The 26,704-nt window shown below is 65.6% G+C and carries 22 protein-coding genes; 8 read left to right on the top strand and 14 right to left on the bottom strand.

Translation table 11 applies throughout. The features are described 5' to 3' along the window. Positions 1-9: 9 nt before the first annotated feature. Both H7A12_12540 and H7A12_12535 read left to right on the top strand, forming a co-directional pair. Positions 10-2,187 (top strand): malate synthase G, encoded by a 2,178-nt coding sequence (locus tag H7A12_12540; GenBank protein MCP5321631.1) that lies wholly within the window; start codon positions 10-12, stop codon positions 2,185-2,187. Between the two features lie 616 nt (positions 2,188-2,803). Next, on the top strand, positions 2,804-3,463 hold the full coding sequence (locus tag H7A12_12535; protein MCP5321630.1) for a class II aldolase/adducin family protein: 660 nt from the start codon (positions 2,804-2,806) through the stop codon (positions 3,461-3,463). Between the two features lie 16 nt (positions 3,464-3,479). Here the strand turns inward: H7A12_12535 and H7A12_12530 are convergent, their stop codons facing one another. From H7A12_12530 to H7A12_12520, 3 genes are all read right to left on the bottom strand, one after another. Continuing rightward, positions 3,480-4,946: a transglycosylase SLT domain-containing protein gene (locus H7A12_12530; GenBank protein ID MCP5321629.1), complete on the bottom strand. Its 1,467-nt coding sequence runs from the start codon at positions 4,944-4,946 to the stop codon at positions 3,480-3,482. Between the two features lie 124 nt (positions 4,947-5,070). Next, positions 5,071-6,186, bottom strand: a complete 1,116-nt coding sequence (gene ald, locus H7A12_12525; GenBank protein ID MCP5321628.1) for an alanine dehydrogenase — start codon at positions 6,184-6,186, stop codon at positions 5,071-5,073. Between the two features lie 64 nt (positions 6,187-6,250). Then, positions 6,251-7,453, bottom strand: a complete 1,203-nt coding sequence (locus tag H7A12_12520; protein MCP5321627.1) for a CoA transferase — start codon at positions 7,451-7,453, stop codon at positions 6,251-6,253. Between the two features lie 145 nt (positions 7,454-7,598). Between H7A12_12520 and H7A12_12515 the strand changes: the two genes are divergently transcribed. Both H7A12_12515 and H7A12_12510 read left to right on the top strand, forming a co-directional pair. Further along, a complete protein-coding gene (locus tag H7A12_12515; GenBank protein ID MCP5321626.1) occupies positions 7,599-8,486 on the top strand; it encodes a TIGR03620 family F420-dependent LLM class oxidoreductase in 888 nt (295 codons plus the stop codon). A 178-nt stretch (positions 8,487-8,664) separates the two neighbouring features. After that, complete coding sequence (locus H7A12_12510; GenBank protein MCP5321625.1) at positions 8,665-10,392, top strand: wax ester/triacylglycerol synthase family O-acyltransferase; 1,728 nt, start codon at positions 8,665-8,667, stop codon at positions 10,390-10,392. A gap of 56 nt (positions 10,393-10,448) precedes the next feature. Here the strand turns inward: H7A12_12510 and H7A12_12505 are convergent, their stop codons facing one another. The 4 genes from H7A12_12505 to H7A12_12490 all read right to left on the bottom strand — a co-directional run bounded on the left by H7A12_12505 (position 10,449) and on the right by H7A12_12490 (position 13,150). After that, complete coding sequence (locus H7A12_12505; GenBank protein MCP5321624.1) at positions 10,449-10,820, bottom strand: CoA-binding protein; 372 nt, start codon at positions 10,818-10,820, stop codon at positions 10,449-10,451. A gap of 22 nt (positions 10,821-10,842) precedes the next feature. Next, positions 10,843-11,724, bottom strand: coding sequence for an NAD(P)-dependent oxidoreductase (locus H7A12_12500; protein ID MCP5321623.1), 882 nt, complete (start codon positions 11,722-11,724; stop codon positions 10,843-10,845). A gap of 35 nt (positions 11,725-11,759) precedes the next feature. Beyond that, positions 11,760-12,098, bottom strand: a complete 339-nt coding sequence (locus H7A12_12495; GenBank protein MCP5321622.1) for a cupin domain-containing protein — start codon at positions 12,096-12,098, stop codon at positions 11,760-11,762. Between the two features lie 137 nt (positions 12,099-12,235). After that, the gene (locus tag H7A12_12490; protein MCP5321621.1) at positions 12,236-13,150 is read right to left on the bottom strand and encodes an SDR family oxidoreductase; all 915 of its coding nucleotides are present in this window, start codon (positions 13,148-13,150) and stop codon (positions 12,236-12,238) included. A gap of 218 nt (positions 13,151-13,368) precedes the next feature. On the opposite strand from H7A12_12490, the gene H7A12_12485 reads away from it, so the two are divergent. Continuing rightward, positions 13,369-14,439, top strand: coding sequence for a TIGR03617 family F420-dependent LLM class oxidoreductase (locus H7A12_12485; protein ID MCP5321620.1), 1,071 nt, complete (start codon positions 13,369-13,371; stop codon positions 14,437-14,439). 32 nt (positions 14,440-14,471) lie between these two features. Beyond that, complete coding sequence (locus H7A12_12480; protein ID MCP5321619.1) at positions 14,472-15,260, top strand: enoyl-CoA hydratase/isomerase family protein; 789 nt, start codon at positions 14,472-14,474, stop codon at positions 15,258-15,260. Positions 15,261-15,274: 14 nt separating this feature from the next. Here H7A12_12480 and H7A12_12475 read toward each other — a convergent pair whose 3' ends face one another. The 3 genes from H7A12_12475 to H7A12_12465 form a co-directional block, all read right to left on the bottom strand. Continuing rightward, positions 15,275-16,837: a YdiU family protein gene (locus H7A12_12475; protein ID MCP5321618.1), complete on the bottom strand. Its 1,563-nt coding sequence runs from the start codon at positions 16,835-16,837 to the stop codon at positions 15,275-15,277. Positions 16,838-16,960: 123 nt separating this feature from the next. Then, positions 16,961-18,112 (bottom strand): thiolase family protein, encoded by a 1,152-nt coding sequence (locus H7A12_12470; GenBank protein ID MCP5321617.1) that lies wholly within the window; start codon positions 18,110-18,112, stop codon positions 16,961-16,963. Continuing rightward, positions 18,109-18,540 carry an OB-fold domain-containing protein gene (locus H7A12_12465; protein MCP5321616.1) on the bottom strand — a complete coding sequence of 144 codons (432 nt, stop codon included), beginning with the start codon at positions 18,538-18,540 and terminating at the stop codon, positions 18,109-18,111. The genes H7A12_12470 and H7A12_12465 overlap by 4 nt, the downstream gene beginning before the upstream one ends. A gap of 108 nt (positions 18,541-18,648) precedes the next feature. Here H7A12_12465 and H7A12_12460 point away from each other — a divergent pair, with 108 nt between their 5' ends. Continuing rightward, positions 18,649-19,248 (top strand): LuxR family transcriptional regulator, encoded by a 600-nt coding sequence (locus H7A12_12460; protein MCP5321615.1) that lies wholly within the window; start codon positions 18,649-18,651, stop codon positions 19,246-19,248. On the opposite strand, the gene H7A12_12455 is transcribed toward H7A12_12460, so the two are convergent. Genes H7A12_12455 through H7A12_12445 form a run of 3 tightly spaced genes read right to left on the bottom strand, consistent with a single transcriptional unit; the run spans position 19,220 to position 21,595 of the window. Then, entirely contained in the window at positions 19,220-19,684 is a 465-nt protein-coding gene (locus H7A12_12455; protein ID MCP5321614.1) for an SCP2 sterol-binding domain-containing protein, read from the bottom strand. The genes H7A12_12460 and H7A12_12455 overlap by 29 nt on opposite strands. Beyond that, positions 19,675-20,571 (bottom strand): U32 family peptidase, encoded by an 897-nt coding sequence (locus H7A12_12450; protein MCP5321613.1) that lies wholly within the window; start codon positions 20,569-20,571, stop codon positions 19,675-19,677. The genes H7A12_12455 and H7A12_12450 overlap by 10 nt, the downstream gene beginning before the upstream one ends. A gap of 7 nt (positions 20,572-20,578) precedes the next feature. Further along, positions 20,579-21,595, bottom strand: coding sequence for a U32 family peptidase (locus tag H7A12_12445; protein ID MCP5321612.1), 1,017 nt, complete (start codon positions 21,593-21,595; stop codon positions 20,579-20,581). 187 nt (positions 21,596-21,782) lie between these two features. Between H7A12_12445 and H7A12_12440 the strand changes: the two genes are divergently transcribed. Further along, a complete protein-coding gene (locus H7A12_12440; protein MCP5321611.1) occupies positions 21,783-23,537 on the top strand; it encodes a CocE/NonD family hydrolase in 1,755 nt (584 codons plus the stop codon). A 34-nt stretch (positions 23,538-23,571) separates the two neighbouring features. Here H7A12_12440 and H7A12_12435 read toward each other — a convergent pair whose 3' ends face one another. Further along, the gene (locus H7A12_12435; protein ID MCP5321610.1) at positions 23,572-26,694 is read right to left on the bottom strand and encodes a DUF3427 domain-containing protein; all 3,123 of its coding nucleotides are present in this window, start codon (positions 26,692-26,694) and stop codon (positions 23,572-23,574) included. Positions 26,695-26,704 lie beyond the last annotated feature (10 nt).

The following is a 26,704-nucleotide window of genomic DNA, read 5'->3' as shown; positions in this document are numbered from 1 at the left end:
ACCCAGACCATGCAAGAGCGTATCGAAATCCACGGATTGCAGATTGCCCGCGAACTGCACGATCTGGTGCTCGACGAGATGCTCCCCGGCACCGGCATCGGAGCCGACGCCGTGTGGCGCGGGCTCGCCGCCATCGTGCGCGAATTTGCACCGCGCACCCGCGTGCTGCTTGCGCGCCGTGATGAACTGCAGGCGCAGATCGACGCCTGGCATCGCGCACACCCCGGACCGGACTTCGACCGCACGGCCTACCGGAACTTTCTCGAGCGCATCGGCTACCTGCTGCCCGAAGGCGAGGACTTCACGATCGGCACCGACGGCGTCGACGACGAGATCGCGCGCATCGCCGGGCCACAGTTGGTGGTACCCGTGACGAACGCCCGCTACGCGCTGAATGCGGCCAACGCCCGCTGGGGCAGCCTGTACGACGCGCTGTACGGCACCAACGCGATCGCCGAAGACGACGGCGCCGCGCGTGTTGGCGCCTACAACCCGGTGCGTGGCGCACGGGTGATCGCGTTCGCAAGGCGCTTCCTCGACCAGGCGGTTTCGTTGCATGCGGGCTCCTGGAGCGAAGTCACGGGCCTGGCGGTCGACGCGGGCGTCCTGCGCGCCCAAACGATCAGCGGCACGACGACGCTCGCCGATGACGCACGCTTTGTGGGCTACCGTGGCGACCCGACAAGCCCCGAAGTGGTGCTGCTGCGCAACAACGGCCTGCACATCGAAATCCTGATCGATCGCACGCACGCAATCGGGCGCGACGATCCTGCGGGAATTCGCGATGTCGTCCTCGAGTCCGCGCTGACCACGATCCAGGACTGCGAGGACTCGGTCGCCGCGGTCGACGTCGCCGACAAGGTTCTGGTTTACCGCAACTGGCTCGGGCTAATGAAAGGTGATCTGACCGAGCATTTCGACAAGGGCGGCCGCACGCTGACCCGGAGCCTGAGCCCGGATCGCGAATACACGGCCGCCGACGGCACTGCCCTGGTGCTGCCCGGTCGCAGCCTGATGCTGGTTCGCAACGTGGGACACCTGATGACGACGGATGCGGTGCTCGACCACGATGGTGCCGAAATTCCGGAGGGCATCCTCGACGCGATGATGACCACGCTGGCCGCGGTGCACGACCTGCGGCGTCGGTCGGGGGTACGCAATTCGCGTCGCGGCAGCGTCTACATCGTGAAACCGAAGATGCACGGACCAGACGAAGTGACGCTCGCCTGTGATCTGTTCACCGCGGTCGAGGACGCACTCGGTCTCGCGCGCGACACGCTGAAGATCGGCATCATGGACGAGGAACGACGCACCACACTGAACCTGAAGGAATGCATCCGGGCGGCACGTTCACGTGTGATCTTCATCAACACCGGCTTCCTCGATCGCACCGGCGACGAGATCCACACCAGCATGGAAGCCGGTCCGGTGGTGCGCAAGGAGGCGATGAAGGACGAAAGCTGGATCCGTTGCTACGAAGACCACAACGTCGACACGGGACTCGCGAGCGGCTTTCGCGGGCGCGCGCAGATCGGCAAGGGCATGTGGGCGAAGCCGGACGAAATGGCGCAGATGCTCGACAGCAAGCTCGCCCACCCGCTGGCAGGAGCCAACTGCGCGTGGGTGCCTTCGCCGACTGCAGCCACCCTGCACGCGCTGCACTACCACCAGGTCGACGTTGCCGCACGCCAGCACGAACTGGCCGGACGTGCGCGCACGCGGCGCGACGACATCCTGCGTATCCCGCTGCTGCGGGATCGACGTGCACTCGACGCCACGGCAATCCAGCACGAGCTCGACAACAACGCGCAGGGAATCCTTGGCTACGTCGTGCGCTGGATCGATCAGGGCGTGGGCTGCTCGAAGGTGCCCGACATCGCCAACGTCGGCCTGATGGAGGACCGCGCCACGCTGCGCATTTCGAGCCAGCACATCGCCAACTGGCTGCGTCACGGCGTCTGCGACACTGCGCAGGTGATGGCAACGCTGCAACGCATGGCAGCGGTCGTCGATACCCAGAACGCCGGCGATCCGCTGTATCGCCCGATGGCGCCGGACTTCGACGGCAGCATCGCGTTCCGTGCCGCCTGCGACCTGGTATTCAAGGGTCGCGAGCAGCCGAATGGTTACACCGAGCCACTGCTGCACCGCCACCGTCGTGCCCGCAAGGCGGCAACGACCGACTGATGCAGCCACCACGTAGGTCGGCATTCATGCCGACGGGGATGCACACCCATTCCGTCGGGTTGAAACCCGACCCACGCAGATCGGCATTCATGCCGACAGAGGTTCACGCCGATTCCGTCGGGTTGAAACCCGACCCACGCAGGTCGGCATTCATGCCGACAGGGATGCACGCCCATTCCGTCGGGTTGAAACCCGACCCACGCAGGTCGGCATTCATGCCGACAGAGGTTCACGCCGATTCCGTCGGGTTGAAACCCGACCCACGCAGGTCGGCATTCATGCCGACAGAGGTTCACGCCGATTCCGTCGGGTTGAAACCCGACCCACGCAGGTCGGCATGCATGCCGACAGGGATGCACGCCGATTCCGTCGGGTTGAAACCCGACCCACGCAGGTCGGCATTCATGCCGACACAGGGATGCACACCCATTCCGTCGGGTTGAAACCCGACCCACACAGGTCGGCATTCATGCCGACAGGGATTCACGCCGATTCCGTCGGGTTGAAACCCGACCCACGTAGGTCGGCATTCATGCCGACAGAGGTTCACACCCATTCCGTCGGGTTGAAACCCGACCCACGTAGGTCGGCATTCATGCCGACAGAGACAACAACGATGGAATACGTAACAGCCGCGACTGCACTGACCGACTGCATGCGACGCGCGGTAGCACAGGGACTGTCGCACGGCAGCTCCGGCAACGCATCGATCCGCTGCCCGCAAGGCATGTGGATCACCCCCAGCGGACTCGAGCCCGAGACGATGCAGGCCACCGACACGGTCACGGTCGATCTGCACGGCAAGGTATTGGCTGGTGCACTGCGCCCTTCCAGCGAATGGCCACTGCACGCGGCGATCTACCGCGCACGTCCCGACGTGGACGCGATCCTGCACTGCCACTCACGCCATGCAACAGCGCTCGCGTGTTGCGGGCGTGACATACCGGCGTTCCACTACATGGTCGCTGCTGCCGGTGGTGACTCGATACGCTGCGCTCCGTACGCGTTGTTCGGCAGCGAGAAACTTGCCGTGCACGCGCTGCAGGCACTGAGTGGCCGGCGTGCGTGCCTGCTCGCGAACCATGGTCAGCTCACGCTTGGTTCGAACCTCGGGCAAGCATTCGCTCTGGCCGTGGAAGTCGAGGAGCTCGCGGCGCAGTACCTCGCCGCGCTGACGGCAGGCGAACCACGACTGCTCGACGCCACGCAGATGCGCGCGGTGATCGCGCGCTTCGCCGACTATGGGGCCGCCCGCCGCAATGACGCCGACGACTGACGCAGCGGATACGCGATCAGCCCGTGCAGCCCGACAGACGCAGCGACTGTGACGGCCGGATCATGTAGCGCGGCGCAGCGATATTGTTCGCCCGTGCCAGTGCCTGCGGACTGGCACAACCGTGCTTGCGCGCGATGCTCGCCAGCGTATCGCCCTTGCGCACCACATACTGGCGCCCACCGGGAACCGCCGTCGCGGTTCGAGTCGTACTGCGCGACTGGCGTGCATCCTGCAACAGCACCGCAAGTTCAGCCATGCGTCCGCGTACACACTGTGCGTCGTAGACGGCGACCAGCCGCGAGGGCAAAGCCACGGTGCTGCCAACCGGCAGGCGCCGGTCGGGATCCACACGCGGGTTGAGGTTGCGCAGGGTACGGAACCAGCCATCGCGGCTGCCCGCCTGGCCGAGACAGATCGTCAGTTCGCCCAGCGTCATCGCCTGGGCAAGATGAACCTCTCCCGGTGCTCCGTCGACTTGCGGGAATTCCAGCCCGTATTCCTCCGGATGCAGGAACAGCCAGGCAGCCGCAAGCACGTAGGGCACATACTCGCGCGTTTCGCTCGGCAGTTGCCTGAAGATCTCGGCCGACCAGAAATCCTTGTTGCGCGCGCTGCCCGCGATGCGCCGCATGCGGCCTTCACCGCCGTTGTATGCAGCAAGCGCCATTTCGAGGCTGTTGTTGAGATGCCGGAACTGCTCCTGCAGGTACGCGACGTTGGCCTGTGCCGCTGCTGCCGGATCGAAACGCGTGTCGAATCCGTCCGAGTTGCGCAGGCCGAAGCGCATGCCGGTGTGGTACATGAACTGCAGCGGCCCCGCAGCACCGGCCGGCGACACCGCGTGCACCTTGCCACCCGACTCCTTGGCCAGGATGCCGAACAGCAACGCCTCGGGGAGCCCCGCCCGCTCATAGGCAGGCCACATCAGGTGACGCATGTACGCGTAGTTCTCCCACGCATTGACCAGATTCGGCCGCATCCAGGTAAGCCAGTCGTGCAGCGCGGCCTTTACCGGTCCGTTGATGCGGATCACTTTCGCCAGATCGTGCCCATGCAGCAAATTCACGCTGCGCGCAGCTTCCGGCACGTCATCGGTCAGCATGCGCGTCTCGCGCTGTGGCTCCGGCGTCAGCTCGGCGAAGCCCTCGGCATCGCCGGTGAGCACCGAGCTGCGCAGCGCCAGCAGGTTTCCGTACGCCGCCATGAAGCGCTGCGGCTCGCAGCCTGGCGTCGTGACACAGGCGTTGCCGGCAGCGGCAAGCTCTGCGCTTGCACTCTGCATCAGCTCGGGTCCACCCTCGACGTCACCCCCGCGCAGACCGTGCAGCCCGTCCCGATAGCGCGCCATCGCAAGCTCCAGCGTGGCGTACAACGCGTCCGGACTCTGCCGGGCTGCCTCGCGTCGCGGCTGTCCGGCGCACGACACGACCGCGACAGCCAATACGAGCACCACTGCCACCAGCCGTGCGACTCGTCCCGACAGTCGCACGCACCTTCTGCTGCCAGTCATGCTGCCACCCTTTCCGTTGCCGATTTGCGCTTGTGCCGCGAAGGGTAGTCGGATGGTCCACGAGCGGCAATACCGCACGCATCGATGCTGACCACGCTCAGGCCATCGCCTCTGCCACCGGCAACCACGCAAGCCCGAGCGCCTGCGCAACCGCCGCGCAGGTGATATGCCCACGATGAACGTTGAGGCCGTCACGCAGGTGCGGGTCTTCGGCCAACGCCTTGCGGTAGCCCTGGTTCGCCAGCGCAAGCACGAGCGGCAGCGTCGCGTTGTTCAGTGCAAAGGCCGCCGTGCGCGCCACCGCCGCCGGCATATTGCTCACGCAGTAGTGCACCACACCATGCTCCACGAACGTCGGTGCGGCGTGCGTGGTCGGTCTGCTGGTTTCGCAACATCCGCCCTGGTCGATCGCCACGTCCACCACCACCGAGCCCGGTCGCATCGCCTTCACCATGTCGCGCGTGACGAGCTTCGGTGCACGCGCTCCCGGAACCAGTACGGCACCGATCACCAGGTCGGCGCCACTCACATGCCGCGCCAGCGCCTCCCTCGTCGAGAAGACCGTATCCAGCGCCGAACCGAAACGGAAGTCGAGTTCCTTCAGGCGCTGCAACGAGTTGTCGAGCACCGCGACGTGCGCACGCATGCCCATCGCGACACGGATCGCATTGCTGCCGACGACACCACCGCCGACCACGACCACCCGTGCAGCTTCTACGCCCGGGACGCCCCCCAGCAGCACGCCTGAACCTCCCTGCCCCTTTTCCAGGCAATGTGCGCCTGCCTGGATCGACAGTCGCCCGGCGACCTCGCTCATCGGTGCGAGCAGCGGCAGCGTGCGCCCGGGACCGGTCACTGTCTCGTATGCGATTGCGACACACCCCGACTCGAGCAAGGCACGCGCCTGCACGGGATCGGGCGCCAGATGCAGGTACGTGAACAGGACCTGCCCCTCGCGCAACATGCCGTACTCCTGCGGTTGCGGCTCCTTCACCTTGACCAGCAGCTCGGCACGCGCGAATACCTCGGCAGCCGTATCCACAATCCCGGCACCCGCACGCCGATACGCGTCATCATCCAGCCCGACGGCGACACCCGCCCCCGCTTCGACGATCACCCGGTGCCCGTGGTGCACGAGTTCGCTGACGCTCGCGGTCGTGAGACCGACGCGATGTTCGTGGGTCTTGATCTCTCTGGGCACCCCGATGAGCATTCTGGCATTCTCCGCATGTATGGGCTCTTCGTCACAGCCGTGGCGCAGTATGCCCGGCTCGCCCTCAAATGATGCCGTCGGCACGCAGTGCCGCAATCGCCTGTTCGTCCAGGTCGAGCACCTCGCGCAGGACCTCGTCGGTATGGCTGCCAATGACTGGCCCTGGCCACTCGGTAGCACCCGGCGTATCCCGCAGGCGCGGCATCAGCGCGGGTATCTCCAGCACCTTGCCATCGACCTCGACGCGTTCGAACAGGCCGCGGGCACGGCAATGCGAGTCGGCACTCAGATCGGCCACGTCGTAGATCGGCCCGGCCGGTACGCGCCGCTGCTGCAACAGGTCGAGCACCTCGGCCGCCGGCCGCACGGCGCACCACGCAGCAAGTGCCGCATCGATTTCCGGCTCGCGCTCGACCCGTCCGGCATTGCTCGCAAGCTGCGGATCGTTGCCAAGGTCCTCGCGTTCGATCGTCTCCATCAGACGCCTGAAGATCGAATCGCCGTTGCCGCCGATCACGACGCACTTGCCGTCGCTGCAGCGGTAGGTATTGGTCGGCACGATGCCGGTCACGGTGGTACCTGCCGGCTGACGGATCACGCCGGCGCCCGAATACTCGGGCACCACTGCCTCGAGCAGGTTGAACATCGACTCGTAGAGCGCGACGTCCACCACCTGGCCGGCGCCGTCCGCGCTGGCGTCACGCGCGCGCAGCGCCAGCAGGATGCCGAGCACCGCATGCAGTCCCGCGATCGTATCGCCAATGCTCAGGTTCTGGCGCACCGGCACTTCGCCCGGAAAGCCGTTCAGATGCCGAAAGCCACTGATCCCTTCGCAGACCGACGCGAAACCCGGGCGGGAAGCGTATGGACCGTCCTGCCCATAACCCGAAATCCGCGCGATCACCAGCCGCGGATTCAGCTCCTTCAACGCTTGCGGCGCGAGCCCCCAGCGCTCGAGCACTCCGGGGCTGAAATTCTCGATCAGCACGTCCGAGCGCTCCGCCAGCCTGCGCACCGTGTCCTGTCCGCGTTCACTGCGCAAATCGACGGTGATGCACTTCTTGTTGCGCCCTAGCGAACGCCACCAGTACGAGGTGCCACCGTCGTCGAGCACACGCCAGCCACGGATCGGGTCACCTCCTGGCGGTTCGACCTTGATCACCTCAGCACCGAAATACGCGAGCATCGACCCGCAGAACGGCCCCGCCAGCAGTTGCCCCAGTTCCAGCACACGAAGCCCGGTCAGCGGTCGGATCGGTCGTGTCATCGGCATGTCTCCTCGCCAGCGTGAACAGCGTCGTCATGCTAACAGCGCGCTGCGTGCGACGGCAGCAACGCATGACCCGAGGTGCGCGTATTCGCTAGACTGGGCTTCGCACCCAATCAGGCAACACAGCAAGAAGGAGCGCGTCATGGCAACCGATATCGGCCGTCTCGGCGTCTGGGCTTTCGTCGACAATTTCAGCGCACCGGAACTCGCTGCGTTTGCACAGCGCGTCGAGGCCTGGGGCTATTCGGCGTTGTGGCTTCCGGAGGCGGTCGGCCGCGACCCGTTCGCGACCATCGGCTACCTCAGCGCGCACACGCGCTCGCTGGTGTTCGCTACCGGCATCGCGAACATCTATGCACGCGATCCGATGACGATGCAGGCGATACGCAAGACGCTGGCCGAAATGGCACCGGGCCGGATCGTGCTGGGGCTCGGTGTGTCGCACGCGCACCTGGTGCAGAAAGTGCGCGGTCACGACTACTCGACGAAGCCGGTGGCAACGATGCGCGCGTACCTCGAGGCGATGGAAAAGGCGCTCTATCTCGGCAAGGAACCCACGGAGGAAGCGCCTGTCGTGCTCGGCGCACTGCGGCAGAACATGCTGAAGCTGGCGGCTGAAAAAACGCGCGGAGCGCATCCGTACTTCGTCACGCCCGAACACACCGCACGTGCGCGTGCGACACTGGGTCCAGACGCCTGGTTGTGCCCGGAGCAGATGCTCGTGCTCGACAGCGATCCGGTCAACGCTCGCGCGGTTGCACGCAAGCACATGGCGATCTACCTCGGCCTGCCGAACTACCAGAACAACCTGCGCGAGTACGGCTTCACCGACGCCGATTTCGCCAACGGCGGCAGCGACCGCGTGGTCGATGCGATCTGCGCGTGGGGAAACGAAGCGCAACTGCGCGAACGCATCGCAGCGCACCATGGCGCCGGCGCCAACCACGTATGCATCCAGGCGTTTCGCCCCGACGGCGAGATGGGACCCGACGAACGTGCGCTGGAACTGCTTGCACCACGTCGTGGCTGAGTGCCTGCGGCGCACGCCCCCGCTGCGAAGCCTTCGCCACCCGTTTCGCCGCGTTTTGCGACGGCCGGTGCAGCCGTGACACATTCACACACACGGACACGGCAAATTGCCATGACAGAACAAAGCGTCGGTGGTTAAACTGCTGCCGATAAGGAGCCACTACCACAGGACCGCGAGCATGCGCCAGCTAGGAGTCACCGACAGCACGTTCATCAACCTCGAGAACCCCACGGTACCGCAGCACATCGGCGGTGTGGGGATCTACGATCCATCCACTGCACCCGGGAAATTCGTTCGCTTCAAGGACGTGCTCTCGAGCTTCGAGCATCGCCTGGCGAAGCTGCCGATCTTCCGTACACGGCTGGTCGAAGTGCCGCTCGGCCTGGATCGTCCGTACTGGGTGCTCGACCCGAACTTCGACGTCGAATTCCATATCCGCCATATCGCGCTGCCAAAGCCGGGTGACTGGCGCCAGCTCTGCATCCAGGTCGCGCGGCTGCATTCGCGCCCTCTCGACATGAGCCGCCCACTGTGGGAGGTCTACGTCATCGAAGGTCTGGACAATATTCCAGACCTGCCAAAGGGCAGCTTTGCGGTATACACGAAGATGCACCACTCGCTGGTCGACGGTGCCGGCGGGCAGAGCTTCATGAGCGCACTGCACGACCTCGAGCCCGTGCCGTCGACAGACAACGACAACGAAGGGAGCAAACAGGTGGTCCGGTTTGCCGAAATCGAACCGTCGAAGACCTACCTGTTGGGCCGAGCGCTGCTCAAGAGCGGATCGCGCTTCACCGGCGGTATAAGAGCGGTCGGCCGCACCATCGGCGGTTTCGGGTCGATGTTCAGGCGCATCGCGAAACACGAATTGCCGCCCATGCAGATCAAGGCACCCAAGGTCCGTTTCGACGAACCGGTGGGCCACAACCGCGTGTTCGAGGCGCGGCAGTTCGAACTGTCCGAGTTCAAGAAGATGAAGGATGCGGCCGGGCTGACGATCAACGACGTCGCGGTGACGATCATCTCCGGTGCGATGCGCAAGTACCTGCAGGCGCACAACGAGCTGCCGGAGGAGTCATTGCTCGCCTCGATGCCGGTCAACATGCGTGCGCGCGTCGGCGAGACCGACGACAACAACCAGGTCGGCTCGATGACCGCCATGCTGCACACCAACATCGAGGACCCGGTCGAACGCCTGCAGGCGATCAAGAAGAGTCTGGACGAGGGCAAGCAGTACATCGACACGCCGATCGCCGGTGTGGTCAGTCTACCTGGAACCTTGCCGCCGATACTGGCGAAGCCACTGGCCCGCATGTACGTACGCCGCAAGCTCACGCGCCGGTTGCCGCTGGGCCAGGCTACGGTGATCACGAACGTACCCGGACCGTCGATGAATCTCTACTGTGCCGGTGCACGGCTGGTCAGCTTCTATCCGATCGGGCTGATCAACCCCGGTCTGGGGCTGTTCCATGCCGTGTTCAGCTTCAACGGCAAGATCGCGGTCTCGATCACTGCCGACCGCGACCAGATGCCCGACCCGCAGTTCTATCGGGAATGCCTGGAGGCCTCGTACGAGGAACTGCACTCGATGCTGCTCGGCAAGTCGGCGAAAGTCGTGGGCAAGCAACGGGGACCCCGTGACACGGACAAGACCGACAAGACACGCGCTGCATTGCCAGGCAAACAGCGCGCGGCTGCGAAGTCGAAGCCGAAGTCAAAGCCGAAGCGCAGCGCACGCCCAAAGGCTGGAGCCAAGGCAAAGCCGGCTGCGACGAAACTGGCCGTAGTGAAGTCGGCGCCAGCGAAGCGCGCAGCGGCAAAGAAGGCGGTTGCAAAGCGCAGGCCCGCCGCACCCACCGCCAAGGTGACCCCGGAACCCGAGGCTCCGACAAGCGCCACCGCCTGAGAAAGGCGCCGGACAGCGCGTCCCGTCCACGCGGCGGGACGCCTGCCACTCCCCCGTCAGAACTCGCCGGTACGTAACAGCACCAGCGTACAGGCGTCCTGTGCGGCGATTCCGGCCGAGCGCAACGCGGCCTCCAGTTCCGGATTCTCGGTGCCCGGATTGAAGATCACCCGCTTCGGGCGCAAGGCCAGCAACTGCTCGCGCAATGTGCTCGAGATGGCCGGGCGCACGTAGACCGTGACCGTGTCCACCGGCGTCTTGATCGCTGCAAGGTCCGGCACCGCAGCGTCACCGTCGATCGCCGGCTCCCGGGTGCTGACCGGCACCACACGGTGTCCGTGCTCCTTCAGCAACCGCTGTGCCTGGAAGGCATAGCGCTCGGGGTCGGCGCTGGCTCCCAGAATTGCCACTGTCTCACCATCCTTCATTCGCATGCCTCCCTTGTCAGCATCATTCCGTATAGAGCTCGATCAGCGTCGACAGATCCGCATCCGCCTGCGCGCGCAATCCGTGCTGATGCAGCAATTGCGCTGCCAGTGCGACCAGCGGCAGCGCGGCACCGCTCGCTCGTGCACAGTCGATCGCGAGATCCAGATCGTGGCGCAACGCGGCCGTGGTGACCAGCAGGGGATCGAACTCACGTACCGCCATGCGCGTACCCATGCGTTGCAACAGCAGCGAATCAGCCGGCGCCCCCGCAAGAGCCGCAGCCAATTGCTCGGTATCGACCCCGTTGCGCTCGGCCCAGGCAATCGTTTCGGCCAGTGCCAGCGCGGTCGCACCCGCCAGCATCGCATGGCACAGGCGAGCGGCCTGCCCCGTGCCGACCTCGCCCATGCGGCTGACCCGCGCGCAGAAGAGTTCGAGCAGCGGCCGTACCCTCGCCACGTCCGCTTCGGCGCCGCCGACGGTTGCCAGCAGCGAACCCTGTTGCGCGTCCTCGAGATCGCCGACGACCGGCGCATCGACCCAGGCCATGCCGCTGCGTTGCGCGAGTTCGCGCGCGAACCAGCGCGTCGCTGTCGGCGCAGTCGCGGACAGATCGACCAGAATCTGCTCATCGGCGGCAAACACGGCCACCCCGTCGGCACCGAAGACGACCTCCTGCACCGTTGCGGTATCGTCGAGACACAGCAGCACGGCATCGCAGCGTTCCACGAGTTCGCCGAGCGTGGCCGTGGGCTCGGCGCCGTACTCTGCCAGCGCGTCGCAAACGTCGGCCGTGCGGTTCCAGACCAGAAGCGCACACCCCTCGTCCAGCAGTCGCGTTGCGATCGCGCGGCCCAGATGACCCAGACCGATCAGCCCGACCGGCCCGTCACGCACGCTCACCCACGCCTCCTGCCATCACGGCACGAACCGCCGTGTCAGGGCCCGTCACCCGCGGGGCCAAAGATCGCGAGCAGCGTGAGATCCTCCCGGATGTCGAAGAACGAATGCTCGGTGGTTGCCCCGACGAACAGCACCGTGCCGGCTCCCACATCCCGTTCCTGCCCATCGATGCGCAGCCGCGCCTTGCCTTCGAGAACGACATAGATCTCGTCCTCCAGATGCGGTGCCTGCATGTCGCGCGCACCGACCGGCAGGCGGTAGATCGCGCAGGACATCTGCGTTCCACGCAGGAACTCGACGATCCGTGGTTCGGTACCGGCAACCGATCGCTTGAGCTGTTCGAGATCGAAGACCTTCCAGACAGCAGACGACATCGAACAGACCCCCGGGTTGAAGATGAAAGAAACGACTGCGGAACTCTACTGTGCGCGCGCAGCACTGCCAAGCCACTGCCCGGCCCCGATCACACTTCCGCCACCGGCAGCCGCGCACCGCAAACCCGCTTGCCGCCTCAGTACTCCCGCCCGCTGTCGCGGCCTCCGATCGCCGCATCGCCCCCGGCCGACTGCAACGGATCCTCGCCGCGCAGCAGGCGTGCAAACACTTCTGCACCGTAGATCCTCTCCGCCAGCAAGGACATGTCACCGGCCTTGCGCATCTCGTTGCCACCGTCGATTGCGATGCTCTCGCCCGTCACCCACGACGACTCCGGACCGGCCAGGTAGCGCACGCCGGCCGCAATATCCCTTGGCTCCCCGATACGCCCCAGCGGGTTTTCGATGACCATCTGATCGTAGGTCTCTCTGTCGGCGTAGACGGGTGCCGTTCCCTCGGTACGCGTCAGCCCCGGGCGCACCGCGTTCACACGGATACGAAAGCGCGAAAGCTCCTCGGCCAGCGTACGCACCATGCCTTCCAGCGCAGCCTTGCCGGTCACGTACGAAGACAGCCACGGGTAAGCGAGCTTGGCCACATTGGAGGAAACGCAGACGATGCTGCCCCCGCCATGGCTTGCCATGATCGGTGTGGCATGCCGGATCACGAGAAATGCCGACATCACGTTCAGTTCGATTTCGGCGAGAAAACTCTTCTCGTCGTGCAGCAGGAACGGCCGGATCCCGCCGCCACCGACCGTGGGCACACAGATATCGACACGACCGGTATGTTCGCAGGCGAGCGCCAGCGCGGCCTTGACGTCAGTCGCGACCATCGAGTCGCCGGCAATGATTGCAAGGCGTGCGCCAGGGCGTACGCTGGACCGAAGCAGCGCGCGCGCCTCTTCGAGTGGTTCGATACGACGTGCGCTCAGGGTGACCGAGGCTCCATCGCGCAACAACGCCTCGGCACAGGCTACGCCAATACCTCCCGAACCGCCCGTGACCAACGCACTCATGCCGTCGAGCGGCAATACATCCACCGTGCTCATGACTGCAACCTCCTTCGCAGGCCTGGACGTCACGCCAGACATCATCACCGTGCATTTCCCGGCTGACAAGCCGCTCTCGCAGCACTCACGCAGCACGCCGGGACACCACGACGGCAGCTTTTGATACAAGCCCGTCCGCGCACACCGTTGAGATCACGCCAGCGCTGTGATTGGATGCGCGCTTTACGATCAGCCCACATGCACCAGGAGCGTCCATCATGGCACTGCGCGTCGAAACACCGCTGTTCGGCCCCGACACCAATCAGTACGCCGGACACGGCCAACCGAGCGTAACACTGGAACAGATGGCAGCGACCTGCCGTCTGCTCGAGGACATCGGCTTCGACGGCATCACCACGGCCGAGGCCGGCCACGACGCCTTCCTGCCGGTGATGATCGCCGCCGCAAACACCTCACGCCTGATCATCGGCACCAACGTCGCCGTCGCATTCCCACGCAGCCCGATGGTGACCGCGCAGATGGCGTGGGACCTCGCGCACTATTCCGGTGGACGCTTCACGCTGGGGCTGGGCACCCAGGTCAAGGGGCATAACGAGAAGCGCTACAGCACGCCGTGGCCGAGCGCTCCGGGGCCGCGCATGCGCGAGTACCTGCTGTGCCTGAAGGCAATCTTCGCCAGCTTCCAGAACCCTGCCAAGCCGACTTACTTCAAGGGCGAGTTCTACCAGTTCACGCTGATGGCTCCGTTCTTCAACCCCGGGCCGATCGCACACCCGGAGGTGCCGTTCTACATTTCCGCCGTCGGCCCCTATATGGCACGCCTGGCGGGCGAGCTGTGCGAGGGCTTGCGCCTGCATCCGATCTCGACCTTCAGCCATACCCGCGAGGTGATCCTGCCGGCAATCGCCGAGGGCGCGGCGCGCAGCGGTCGTGATCCGGCGAAATTCGACCTGGTCGGCGCACCATTCCTCGCCACCGGACGCACCGAGGCAGACGTCGAACAGGCGAAGAATGCCGTGCGCAAGCAGATTTCGTTCTACGCTTCCACGCGCTCGTACCACCGCGTGCTCGAGTACCACGGCTGGGAAGAAACCGGACTGCGCCTGCATGAGCTGTCGCTCGCGGGCAAATGGGCCGATATGCCGGCACTGATCACCGACGAGATGCTCGACGAGTGGGCGGTGGTCGCCACCTACGACCGGCTCGGTGACGCGGTGCGCGCCAAGGCCGACGGCCTGTTCGACACGGTCACGCTGACGCTGCTCGACGAGGCGCGCCGTGATGAAGACCTGATGCGTGCGACGATCGCGCGGCTGCACACAGTCTGACACGACGAATCCTGACCAGGGGAGATGTGACGATGAGCGACGTATTGCTTGACCGCGACGGTGCCGTGGCCACCGTGACGCTGAACCGCCCGCAGCAGCTCAACACCATTTCGCATCCGATGCTGCTCGCGCTGTCCGAGGCCCTGCTCGCCTGCGAGCAGGACCCGGCGATACGCGCCGTGGTACTGACCGGCGCCGGCAAGGCTTTCTGCGCGGGGCTCGACCTGCAGGACGCGGCAAGCGACGAAGGTGTGGCGCGTGGCGGTTTCGCGCTCGCGACCACACTCGATCTGCGTACCTTCCCGCCCGTGGTGCTGCACGGCATGGACACCCCGGTGATCTGCGCAATCAACGGCGGAGCGGCAGGCTTCGGCCTCGACCTCGCACTCGGTTGCGATGTGCGCTTCTGCAGCACGCAGGCAAAGCTTTCGGCCGCATTCACGCGTCGAGGCATCCTGCCCGAGACCGGCGGCACCTGGCTGCTGCCACGACTGATCGGCTGGCAACGCACGGCGGAGCTGGTGTTCACCGGTCGCACGCTGAGTGCTGCCGAAGCCGAACGGCTCGGACTGGTCGCGCACGTGATGGAACCGGATGCACTGCTGCCGGCGGCGCGTGCGCTTGCCGAGGAGATCGCCAGCAGCGCACCGCTCGCGGTGCAGGCCGCGAAACGCATGATGCGCTCGGGGCTTGGCGAGGACTTCAGCGCGCACATCGAACGCGTCTACCTGCAGACGCTGCCGCTGCTGCGAACCCGCGACTTCGAGGAAGGTTTCCGCTCGTTTCTCGAGAAGCGGTCTCCGCGTTTCGAGGGGCGCTGAGCACGACGCCCGGATCAGGAGCTGCACGACAGCCGGGAGCAGCCGGCGCGTTCGCGCGCCCAGTCGGGGCGCCTGCGCGCAAGGTGCTCGCGTCCCGGCTGTTCCTCGTACGGCCGGCGCAACACATCGAGCAGCTCATGGACGCCGGCGATGTCGCCCTGTTCGGCACGATCGATCGCCTGCTGTGCCAGATAGTTGCGCAGCACATACAGCGGGTTGGCCTGCCGCATGCGGGCATGGCGCTCCGCCACCGGCAAGGGGTCACCCGCAAGCCGCGCCGCGTAACGCGCGAACCAGGCGCTGAAGGCAGCGGCAGACGCGTCGCGCTTGCGCTCGTCGTAGAACGCATCGCCGAATGCGCGCAGATCGACTCGCGCCGGCTCCACATCGGCGAGCTTGCGGAAGAACAGCGTCATGTCGACCTCGGCCGCATGCAGCAGCCGCTGCAGCTCGTCCATCAGCCCGGGATCGTCGTCGCGGCACTCGACCAGACCCAGCTTCGCGGCAATATTGTGCCGTTCGGCCTCGTGCGCGGCCTCGTCATGACGACGCAACCCCTCGCGCAGCACCTCCACGTCGGCGAATGCCGGCAGCAACGCGCCAGCGAGTCGCAACAGCCCCCAGCGCGCCATCCCGGGCTGATGACCAAAGCGATAGCGACGCGTCGCTGCATCGCTGGTGTTCGGCGTCCAGTCGGGGTCGAAATCGTCGATCCAGCCATACGGACCGTAATCGATCGTGAGCCCGAGAATCGACAGGTTGTCGGTATTCATGACCCCGTGCACAAAGCCGACCCGCATCCACGCGGCAACCAGCCGCGCGGTGCGCTCGCAGACCTCGGCGAACCAGGCGGCACGTTTCTGTTCGCGGGAGCCGTCCAGCGCTGGAAAATCGCGCGCAATCGTGAAGTCGACCAACCGCTCCAGCAGCGTGAGATCCTCACGCGCGGCCGGCAGCTCGAAACTGCCGAAGCGGATGAACGAGGGCGCAACGCGGCATACGATCGCCCCTGGCTCTGCACGCGGATTGCCGTCGTAGAACATGTCGCGCACCACATTTTCTCCGGTCGCCACCAGGCACAGTGCACGCGTGGTCGGCACCCCGAGGTGATGCATCGCCTCGCTGCAGAGAAACTCGCGTATCGACGAACGCAGCACGGCACGCCCATCGGCATGGCGTGAGTACGGTGTAGGGCCGGCACCCTTGAGTTGCAGTTCGCGACGCTCGCCGGCTCGGGTGATCGCTTCGCCGAGCGAGATCGCACGTCCGTCGCCGAGCTGTCCCGCCCAGTGACCAAACTGGTGACCGCCGTAGTTCGCCGCCCACGGATCCATGCCCGCCAGCAGCGCGTTACCGCCGAATATCCCGGCAAGATGCGCCTTGTCGAGCGCATCCACATCGATGCCGAGTTCTGCCGCCACTTCGGCCGAGTACGCCAGAAGACGTGGTGCGGAGACCGGTGTCGGGCGCACCCGTGAGTACAGCGCACCGTGCACCTGTCGCACGTGCGTGCCCTGTTCGGGATCACCCGGCAGTTCGGCGACGAAGCGATTGTCAAAATGCAGCCATGATTCCATGCCTGCATTTACGCATGCGGGTGACCGGTGGATCTGCATCGGCATCAACGTCCATGTCGGCATGAATGCCGACCTACGTAGGTCGGGTTTCAACCCGACGGGTGTTCCGATCGAATCTGGGCTTCAGGTCTTCTCGAAGACATGGATCACGCAGGAACTGCCCATGTTCTGCCCACCGCCGACCACGTGCGTGAGTCCGATGCGCGCCCCCGGCACCTGGCGCGCGCCGGCTTCGCCGCGCAGTTGAGTGACGATCTCGCAGACGTTCGCGATCCCGGTCGCACCGAGCGGATGCCCCTTCGAGAGCAACCCGCCCGAGACGTTCACCGGAATGCGCCCGCCAAGCGCGGTCTCGCCACTGTCGATCAGCGCCCCCGCCTCGCCGTCTGCGCACAGCCCGAGGTTTTCGTAATGCACCAGTTCGGCGGTCGCGAAACAGTCGTGCAACTCGACCAGATCCAGATCCTGCGGCCCCAACCCCGCCTGCTCCCAGGCCGCACGCGCTGCGAGCCGCGTCACCGCGTTGAAGTCGGCGCTCGCGAGGGCACGTGCCTCGAAGGGATCGCTGGCCATCGCTGAAGCGCGGATCAGCACCGCTCGTGCGCCAAGCCCCAGACGCCTGACTGCCGACTCCGAAGCCAGCACCGCTGCCGCTGCACCATCCACGTTCACCGAGCACATCGGCCGGGTCAGCGGGTAGCTGATCATCGGCGCACTCATCACTTCCTCGAGCGGCGTTTCGACACGGTACATCGCCTTCGGGTTCAGCGTGGCATGGTGGTGATTCTTCACCGCCACGCGCGCAAACTGCTCGAAGGTGGTGCCGAAGCGGCGCGTATGCTCCTGCCCGATCAGCGCAAACATTGCCGGCATGGTATCCGAGCCGATCGCTCCCTCGGCGACGAAGCCATCACCCGTACCGGCGCCGAGCAATCCCTTGCCCATCTGTTCCACACCTACTGCCAACGCCAGATCGCAGATGCCGGCACGGATCGCGACCCACGCCTCGCGCAGCGCGGTGGCACCGGTGGCGCACGCATTCGCGACGTTCACCACCGGAATCCCGCTCATGCCGATTTCGCGCAGCACACGCTGCCCGACCATCGAGGCGGACTGGTACAGGTTGCCGCAGTACAGCGCCTGCATGTCACGAATCGACAGGTCACAGTCGTCGAGCGCGAGCAGCGCGGCTTCGGCTGCCAGATCCGCGACGCTGCGCTGCGGAAAGCGGCCGAAGCCGATCATATCGGCACCGATCACGTACACGCTGCTCATGATTGCTCCTCCAGATCCGGAACGAAGGCGAAGGCGATGTATGCAGCGCCACTCGCATCGCGCTGACCGCTGTCGCGAAACACCACACGCACCGGCATGTCGAAGCGCACCTGCTGCGGATCGACATCACACAGCGTGCCGCGCAGCGCCGGGCCGTCGTCGAGATCGACCACCGCCATCACGAACGGTACCGGCACGCCAGGAAAGCTGCGGCACACGGTGGTGAAGCTGTAGACGCGACCGCGATCACCAAGTCGCAATGTCGCCATGCGTTCGCGGGCGCCGCAGGCCGCGCACACCCGTCGTTCGCCAAGGAATACCGCATTGCAGGCGGTGCAGCGCGAGCCCGCCAGGTACGCGCCCCCGTCGCCAAGCACGATGTAGTCCTGCGCCGTGATCCGGCCCGCAGGTGCATCCAATGACTTCATCACGACGATACCTCCAGAAACGACACGCCCGCGCAGACGCTCGCCTGCTCGACGCCGCACACAAAAATTCGGGTTCTACTTGGCACGAAGTCAGATTAGAGTAACGGCATGGAAACTTCGACTCCCGAAACAACCGCACTGCACGATGCGCTGGTCGACGGCGCGGTCGCCGTGTGCGTAAAGGATGGCAACGGGCGCGTCCTGATGCAGGACGCACGTTGCCGGCAAATCTGTGGCGAGCGCAGCGGCACGGTGTGCAGCGATGGCTGCATGGCGCTGTTCGCCGCCGATCATGACCGCCAGTGGCGCGACTGGGGCAGCAGCACCTATGGCAACCGTCTGATCCATGGTGCGCTGTACGACGTGACGATGATCTGCAGTCCGCAGCGGATCACGACGCTGCTGCAGCCGCTCGATGAGCGCCAGCACAGCGCACTGGCTCACTACGCACATGCCGGACTGACCGCACGCGAGCAGGAAGTCCTGGCGCTGGCGCTGCGCGGAAACACGAATGCCGAAATCGGCACCCATCTGGGCATCTCGCGGGCGACGCTGCGCACACACCTGAACCGCATCTACGCGAAGCTGCGCCTGCGCGGCATCTCGACCGAATTCCTGCCCGGCTGCCGCACTCGCGATCTCGGCGTGATGCGCAGTGCAGGCGACGGACCTGACGACGCTACGCCGACGGCGGTGGTGAGGGCCTGATTCGCTCGCGCAAGGCGCGGTCGATCGCAGTCCAGCTCAGCGGCTCGAGCGAGTCGAGCATGTTCTTCACGATCAGCCCGAGCTCGGTATCCCCCTCGATATCGAGCCGGCGGTTGAAGAACAGTGTGTCGGGGTCTTCCTCGCGACGCAGCAGCTTCAGGTACTCGGCGGTATCGGCACTGAACATCAGATCGGGTTCACCCGGCCCGAACAGTGGCCGGAAGCGCCCGCCCTCGTAGCGGAAACGAAAGCGCGCGCCGACGTCGCGCACATGGATTACAAAGGTTCGCCCCTCGAGCGCCGACAGATCCTCGGGCAGCAGGCGCAGGTAGCGCGCAAGATTCAACGCCAGCGCAGCTGGAATGCCGTGCGGCCACTGCGGCAGGCGCTCGATCAAACGTGCCAACGGCGCGGGAAACCTCGACGTCACTCCCATCGCAGCGCCTCCGGCACACTTTTCTCCATCCCCGGCCGGCCGAACCAGTAGCCGTCGCAGGGGCCAACGGGCAGCAGGGAATCGATGTCGGGCGGCGTTTCGCCACGCAGCGCCACGGCCCACGCGTCGATGATTTCACGCATGTGCGTCGACTGCGGACTGAGCCGCAGCACATCGATACCGACGGACTGCAGCGCATGCACCTCGGCGAGCAGGTTGTAGCTCAGCGCCGACTGCGTCTGAATGCCGTTCAGCGTCAGGAACGGCTCGCCTTCGCGCGTGCGCAGCGTGATGCCGTCCGGATCGTCGAGACAGCGGAACTCGCAACTGTCCTTGTTCAGGTTGTGATGGCGTGCCGTGAAGCAGCGCGCCGAGAACGCGAGCGGCATGCGTCCGAACACGAACACCTCGGTCTGCATCCCGGCAGGCCGTGTCGACTGCATCTCGAGCACTATCTCGCGCGAGGCTTCGACCGCAGGCAGCCAGCGCGTCGCCCCCTGCCCGGCAAACCACTCGAGCGTGCCCGCGTTGTAGATGTTCAGGTGCGGACCCGCGACGAACGGCGCGCCAGCACGTGCGAGCAACCGGACCGCGCCGAGGTCGTTCGCCTCGACCGCGAACTCGCCATTGCCGGTCATCCTGCGCAGCGCCCGCAGGTCTGCTTCCGATTCGAGCAGCGCCTGCGTCGACAGCACGACCTCCTTGCCCGCATCACGCAGATCGCGCGCGAGCCCCATCCAGTCGTCGAAGCGCATCGCGGTACGCCGCGAGCACACGACCTCACCGAGATAGACGACATCGAACGGCGCGTCGACGAGATCGGCGTAGAACTGCAGCAACTGCTCCTTCGGCCAGTAGTACAGCACCGGTCCCAGAGAGAGTTTCATCGCGGGTTCATCTCCACGGCCGGTTGTACGCGCCGAGCGTCGCCTGGTGTCCCTCGGCCACCTTGTTCAGCTCGGCACTCCATGCCGGGCGCACCGAATAGCGCTGCCCGTCGATACCGCAACTGTCGATCGCCGCGCGCAGCGTGCGCGTGACCTGCGCCACGTAGGCCGGGCTGCGCTGGCGCCCTTCGACCTTGATCGCGGCCACGCCGATGCGAAACAGATCCGGCAGCACCGACAGCACGTTGAGGCTGGTCGGCTCCTCGAGCGCGTAGTAGGTCTCATCGTTGACCTCGAAGCGCCCCTTGCACAGCGTCGGGTAGCCGGCGTTCTCGTCGTCGCGGTAGCGGTCGATCAGGATGCCGTTCAGCCGGCTCTCCAGCCCCTGCTCGCCCTTCTGCCAACGCACGGCACGCGCCGGACTGCACACACCATGGGTATTCGGCGACTCGCCGGTTGCGTAGGAAGACAGCAGGCAGCGCCCCTCGACCATCACGCACAGGCTGCCGAAACCGAACACCTCGATCTCGACCGGCGTGTGTTCGATCACGTGCTCGACCTGCGGGATCGTCAGCACGCGCGGCAGCACGGCTCGCTGCACACCGAACATCTCGTGGCAGTAGTTCACCGCTTCGTAGTTGGTCGCCGAACCCTGCACCGACAGGTGCAAACGCAGCGCGGGATGCGTCTTCGCGGCGTAGGCGAGCAGCCCCATGTCGGCCAGGATCACGGCATCCACACCGAGCTCGGCAGCGCGGTCGACCGCGGCGCGCCAGCGCGCCAGGCCCTTCGCCTGCGCGTAGGTATTGATGGCGAACAGCACCTTGCGCCCACGATCGTGCGCATAGCGGATGCCTTCGGCGGCGGTCTTCGCATCGAAATTCAGGCCGGCGAAATTGCGCGCGTTGGTCTCGTCCTTGAGTCCGATGTAGACGCAGTCGGCACCGTTGTCGACGGCCGCCTTCAGCGCCGGCAAGCCTCCGGCCGGGCACACCAGTTCGGGCTTCCCCTGAAACGCAACCATGCGTGACTCCCTGGGTACGACAAGAGGCGCGCAGGGTACCACAAGCCACCCGGGGGATCGTATTGACCGGCATCAATGCCGAAACGACACGACGAGAATCGATTTTTAGTCAGGGAAATTTACTTCACCCCGGTTCGACCCTAAGATGATGCCCACACCCATTCGCACCGGCTCACGGAGGCCTCCCATGGCTCACGACATCCTCGTCGAGCGCGACGTGATGATCACGATGCGCGACGGCACGCGGCTCGCTGCCGACATCTACCGCCCGCGCGACGATGCCGCACACCCGACGCTGGTGAACGTTCACCCCTACGACAACGACAGCTTCCTGGTGGTGCACGAACTGCTGTTCAGCCCGTTGATCGCGGCCCAGAAAGGCTACGTCGTGGTTTCCGCCGAGGCGCGCGGGCGCGCCGGCTCCGAAGGCGAGTGGAAACCCTACGGCGACGAAGGCAACGACGCCTACGACACGGTCGAATGGGCCGCCGCCCAGCCCTGGTCCGACGGCAACGTGGGGCTTTACGGTGCCTGTGCCCTGGGACTGGCTGCCATCCAGGGCGCGGTTGCCGCACCCCCGCATCTGAAAGCCGTGTTTGCCTACATGACCGCAACCGATTTCCACTGCGGCTGGGCCTATTCCGCGGGCGGCGCGCTCGAACTGGGCTTCCAGATGTCGTGGGTGTGGAAGATCCTGGCGCGCGACACGCTGTCACGCCTCGGGCTGAGCGACGCAGAGCGGACCGCCGCAATGGCGCGCATCGACGCCGCAGCCACCGACATGAACGGCTCGGCCGCTTTCCTGCCGCTGATCGACTTCCCGCCCTACCAGGATGGTGCCGCCCCGTACTGGCGCGAGTGGCTCTCGCACCCTGCCTACGACGCCTTCTGGTCGAGCGTCGACAACGTCGCCGCCGCCGGACGCATCCAGGTGCCGGTAATGCACCTGAGCGCCTGGTACGACACCTGCCTCAAGGGACACATGGACTTCGACGCGGCGCTGCGCCGCGACGGCGATCCCGCGCTGCGCTCGCGCCATCGCCTGATCATCGGCCCGACCGACCACAGCGCCTACTACAACAAGCGGCCCTGCCACGCCGGCGAGCGCGACTTCGGCCCCACCGCGATGACCGGCCCCGACGTGCTGGCGGGAATGGCCTTCGACTGGTTCGGCCACCACCTGCGCGGCGAACCGCTGCGCGAGCTGCCCGAGCACGGCGTTCGCTACTGGCAGATGGGCGAGAACCGCTGGCGCGAAGCTCCCGCCTGGCCGCCCACCTACACGCTCAGGCCGTACTACCTGCACAGCGGCGGACGCGCCAACACCCGCCGTGGCGACGGCACGCTGGACACCCGCGCACCCGATGCCGAGGCCGTGGACAGCTTCGTCTACGCCCCCTTCGATCCGGTACCGACCACCGGCGGGCGCAGCATGATCGACGTGCCCACGGGTGTTGCCGACCAGTCGAGCGTCGAGGAACGCCAGGACGTGCTCGTCTACACCTCGGCCTGCCTGGCCGAGCCGCTGGTGCTGAACGGCCCGATCACGCTGGTGCTGCACGCCGCGAGCGACGCCGAGGACACCGACTTCACTGCCAAGCTGGTCGACGTCGAGCCCGATGGCTACTGCGCCAACATCGCCGAAGGCATCATCCGCGCCCGCTACCGCGAGGACCGCGCGCGCGAGGTGTTCCTGGTGCCGAACGAGCCGACCGAGTTTCGCATCGACCTGTGGGATATCGCCCATACCTTCCTGTCCGGACACCGCCTGCGGCTCGAGGTCTCGAGCAGCAACTTTCCGCGCTTCGACCGCAACCTGAACTCGCGCGTGACGCCTGCGCTCGGCGTCGCCAGCGACGCCCGCAAGGCGGTACAGCAGGTGTTCCACGACCACGCGCGCCCGTCGCGGCTGGAGTTGCCGGTGGCACAAGGTCAGGGCTGATGGTTCATCAAGTCCGCAAGACGCGCTGCGACGATCAGGCGTCGCGCAGAACGCTGAACTCCTGGTACAACCGTATCGGCAGCGAGGTTTCGAGACGCCAGTAAATCGTCATCGGCTTGCCACCTTCGGCGCGCTCGAGCACCACGGGACCGCAAGCCACATAGGGCTTCCCTTTGCTGCCACGAACAAACAACTGGAACTGCCAGCCGTTGTGAGGGCTATTCAGGTAGCGCTGGCCTGCTTTGGTCTCGGGTCCGGCGGCGTTTTGTGATTGCCAGTGAAAGCGTTCGGGGCTGATGGCATAGTCATGGTAGGCGATGCGTTCGTGGTAGCCATCACGCTTGTCCAGGGTGACGAACAACAACTCTGCCTGGCGTTCGTACAAGGCCAGAACACCCGCCTGAAATGGCGTGCGCCGCTCTGCCGTGAGCCAGCCGACAGCCGTCAGAATTTCGCGAATGCCATAGCTGCCATGCAGACTCAGCGGCACGTCTTCCAGCCCGGGGACTCGTACCACCGGCTTGAGTGAACGCGAGGCCAACACCTGCGCCAGCTCTCCCAGTTCATCGCACAGCTCGGGATATTGCGTGAGCCGGCCCAGAAAATCCTCACCGCTGCAGGTCTGCGTGCCAGCAGCCTCGATCTGGTAGCTCAGCATCTGCAGCAGACGCTGCTGGCGTGGGCTCTGTACACGGTAGTTGCCACGCTCCTCGCTCACCCGCCGTAACTGGTCGATGCGCTCGGGCTCGTCAAAGTGCAGCAGGTCGACGAAGCGCCGTCCGAGCTTGTCCTGCCCCATGCTGGCCTCACCAGCCAGCAGGCCTGCGTCGCGCTTGAGCTGCGTCCAGCCCGAACGGCCACTGCCGCGATAGATATCGTCGAGCTCTATCGCTTGATCACGCAGGAATTCAACCATCGTGACGACATTGCGCCCGCGCAATGCCGCGTAGCTTTGCAATTCGCTGCGCAGGCGTCGCCAGTTCAGCTGGATCAGTTCACGCAGGCTTACCAGTACCTGTTCGCGCGTCTGGCGCTGAAGCTGGATATGGCAACCCGGCGGCAACTGGCCAAAACCGTGTTCCACCGCCTCGACCAACTGCCCGCGCGGCAGACCGGTGAGCGCGCCAAGCAGCCGATCGAAACGGAACTCGCGCCGATGCTGGCCGACGAAGTCCAGGATCAGACAGCTTTCCTTCCCGGGTGACAAACGCAGACCCCGACCGATCTGCTGCTGGAACAGCACCGGACTGTGAGTAGGGCGCAACAGCAGCAAGGTATCGACCGCGGGCAGGTCGACGCCTTCGTTGAACAGATCGCAGGTGACGATGGCGGCGATCTCGCCACGCGCCAGCCGTTCGGGAGCACTGCGCCGCACATCGGCCGGGGTGCTGCCGACAACGCAGACAGCCGCAATGGCGACAGCGTTGAGTTTGGCCGTCATGAACTCGGCGTGCGCCACCGAAACGCAAAACAGCAGCGCTTTGCCACGTGTCGGGTCATCCGCCAGCCGGTGCCATTCCTGCAGCACCAGCCGTGCCCGGACATCGTTGCCGGTGATGAGCTTGTCCAGCGCCGCCAGCTCGCCCGCCTGGTTCCAGGGAACTTCGGAAAAATCGGTGTCGTCGTCGCAGGCGTAGTACTCGAAGGGGCACAGCAGCTGCAAGTCCAGCGCGTGCCACAGCCGCAGCTCCACGGCGGGCGAACCATCGGGACGATTGTCGAAGTAGCCGAGGATGGGCTTGCCGTCGCTGCGCTCAGGCGTTGCTGTCAGGCCCAACAGCAACTTGGGTTCAACGGCAGTCACGAAGGCATCGAAGCGATCGGCGGCGAGACGGTGGCACTCATCCACGACCACGGCATGCCAGTGGGAGGCGCCGTATCGATGCACCAATTGCCGGCTGGTCACGCTGTCGATGGTGGCAAACAGGTGGTCGTGCTGCTCGGGTTCGGAACCATCCGCCAGCAACTCACCAAAACCATGATCACGCAGCACCTCCCGGTAGGTGCGCAACGCCTGGCGCAGGATTTCCTGGCGGTGGGCAACGAACAACAGACGCGGACGGCCACCTACTTGTTCGCAGCTGTGCCGGTAATCAAACGCAGCCACCACGGTTTTGCCGGTGCCGGTGGCTGCCACCACCAGGTTGCGCCAGCGACCGTGCTCTCGCTCGATCTGCAGTTGCTCCAGCATGTCCTGCTGGTAGCGCCTGGGCTGCAGATCGAAATAGGTCGGCTGGGCCATGACGCCGTTGCCGGCTTCCTGCCGGAGTGCCTCGCTCAGAGCGCGACGGTGTTGTGGGTTGGCCGGATCGTAGGGCTGGAACTCGCTGTCTTCCCACAGGGTTTCGAAGTGTGCCCTGGCGTGCTCGAACAAATCGCTCTGGCCACGCTCGGTGAACTTGACCGTCCATTCAAGTCCACCCATCAGCGCCGCACCCGACAGATTGGCGCTGCCCACGTAGGCGGAACCAAAGCCGCTCTGTCGCTGGAACAGCCAGGCCTTGGCGTGCAGCCGGGTACGTCGCCCGTCCAGCGATACGCGAATTTCGCAGCCGGGCAAGCGTGCCAGCTCATCGAGCGCGCGGAGTTCGGTGGCGCCGGTGTAAGTCGTCGTGATGATGCGCAACCGCGTGCGTGGCCGGTCGTCGGCGCCGATGGCGGTCGCCGTCTGCAGCACGTCAAGCAGTTTGCGCACGCCAGAGTGGGTGATGAAGCTCACCAGGATGTCTACCTGGTCGCAGGCCGCCAGCTCACGGCGCAACTCGTACAGCAGCGAGGGCGAACCCTTGCCTGCCGTGAAAAGCCACGGCAAGACGAGCCCGGTTTGCGGCCACTCAGGGGCAGTCACACCCCGATGGACGGCGCGCAGTACCTGTAAGGGCTGGACCACGGGGTCGGGGGCAAGGTCGACATCAGCCAACTGCGAGCGCGCGTGCTGCAAGAGCGCATTCGCCAACTGCAACTGCTGTCGCTGTCGCTCGGAGGGGTCACCACCGAATTCATCGAGGACCTGCGTCAGTTGGCGTGCAAGCGCTTCCGACAGGCGCCACGCCACTTCCGTGGCCGGCAAGTCCACAAGCGCACGCTGCGACTCGCTGGTGCCTTGCAGCAAGGATTGCGTCAGCAGCAAGTCATACAGACCATCGGGCAAGGACATGAGTGAACGC

Source organism: Pseudomonadales bacterium (assembly GCA_024234165.1).
Taxonomy (GTDB): Bacteria; Pseudomonadota; Gammaproteobacteria; order Pseudomonadales; family UBA5518; genus UBA5518.
This window is presented reverse-complemented; position numbering and strand designations above follow the sequence as displayed.

Coding starts and splice junctions, on each gene's coding strand:
- H7A12_12455 (MCP5321614.1), bottom strand. CDS start 19,684: ATGGGAGTGACGTCGAGGTTTCCCGCGCCGTTGGCACGTTTGATCGAG.
- H7A12_12490 (MCP5321621.1), bottom strand. CDS start 13,150: ATGAGCACGGTGGATGTATTGCCGCTCGACGGCATGAGTGCGTTGGTC.
- H7A12_12450 (MCP5321613.1), bottom strand. CDS start 20,571: ATGAAACTCTCTCTGGGACCGGTGCTGTACTACTGGCCGAAGGAGCAG.
- H7A12_12535 (MCP5321630.1), top strand. CDS start 2,804: ATGGAATACGTAACAGCCGCGACTGCACTGACCGACTGCATGCGACGC.
- H7A12_12470 (MCP5321617.1), bottom strand. CDS start 18,112: ATGAGCAGCGTGTACGTGATCGGTGCCGATATGATCGGCTTCGGCCGC.
- H7A12_12520 (MCP5321627.1), bottom strand. CDS start 7,453: ATGACACGACCGATCCGACCGCTGACCGGGCTTCGTGTGCTGGAACTG.
- H7A12_12465 (MCP5321616.1), bottom strand. CDS start 18,540: ATGAAGTCATTGGATGCACCTGCGGGCCGGATCACGGCGCAGGACTAC.
- H7A12_12460 (MCP5321615.1), top strand. CDS start 18,649: ATGGAAACTTCGACTCCCGAAACAACCGCACTGCACGATGCGCTGGTC.
- H7A12_12495 (MCP5321622.1), bottom strand. CDS start 12,098: ATGTCGTCTGCTGTCTGGAAGGTCTTCGATCTCGAACAGCTCAAGCGA.
- H7A12_12485 (MCP5321620.1), top strand. CDS start 13,369: ATGGCACTGCGCGTCGAAACACCGCTGTTCGGCCCCGACACCAATCAG.
- H7A12_12440 (MCP5321611.1), top strand. CDS start 21,783: ATGGCTCACGACATCCTCGTCGAGCGCGACGTGATGATCACGATGCGC.
- H7A12_12505 (MCP5321624.1), bottom strand. CDS start 10,820: ATGAAGGATGGTGAGACAGTGGCAATTCTGGGAGCCAGCGCCGACCCC.
- H7A12_12480 (MCP5321619.1), top strand. CDS start 14,472: ATGAGCGACGTATTGCTTGACCGCGACGGTGCCGTGGCCACCGTGACG.
- H7A12_12475 (MCP5321618.1), bottom strand. CDS start 16,837: ATGGAATCATGGCTGCATTTTGACAATCGCTTCGTCGCCGAACTGCCG.
- H7A12_12445 (MCP5321612.1), bottom strand. CDS start 21,595: ATGGTTGCGTTTCAGGGGAAGCCCGAACTGGTGTGCCCGGCCGGAGGC.
- H7A12_12510 (MCP5321625.1), top strand. CDS start 8,665: ATGCGCCAGCTAGGAGTCACCGACAGCACGTTCATCAACCTCGAGAAC.
- H7A12_12435 (MCP5321610.1), bottom strand. CDS start 26,694: ATGTCCTTGCCCGATGGTCTGTATGACTTGCTGCTGACGCAATCCTTG.
- H7A12_12515 (MCP5321626.1), top strand. CDS start 7,599: ATGGCAACCGATATCGGCCGTCTCGGCGTCTGGGCTTTCGTCGACAAT.
- ald (MCP5321628.1), bottom strand. CDS start 6,186: ATGCTCATCGGGGTGCCCAGAGAGATCAAGACCCACGAACATCGCGTC.
- H7A12_12540 (MCP5321631.1), top strand. CDS start 10: ATGCAAGAGCGTATCGAAATCCACGGATTGCAGATTGCCCGCGAACTG.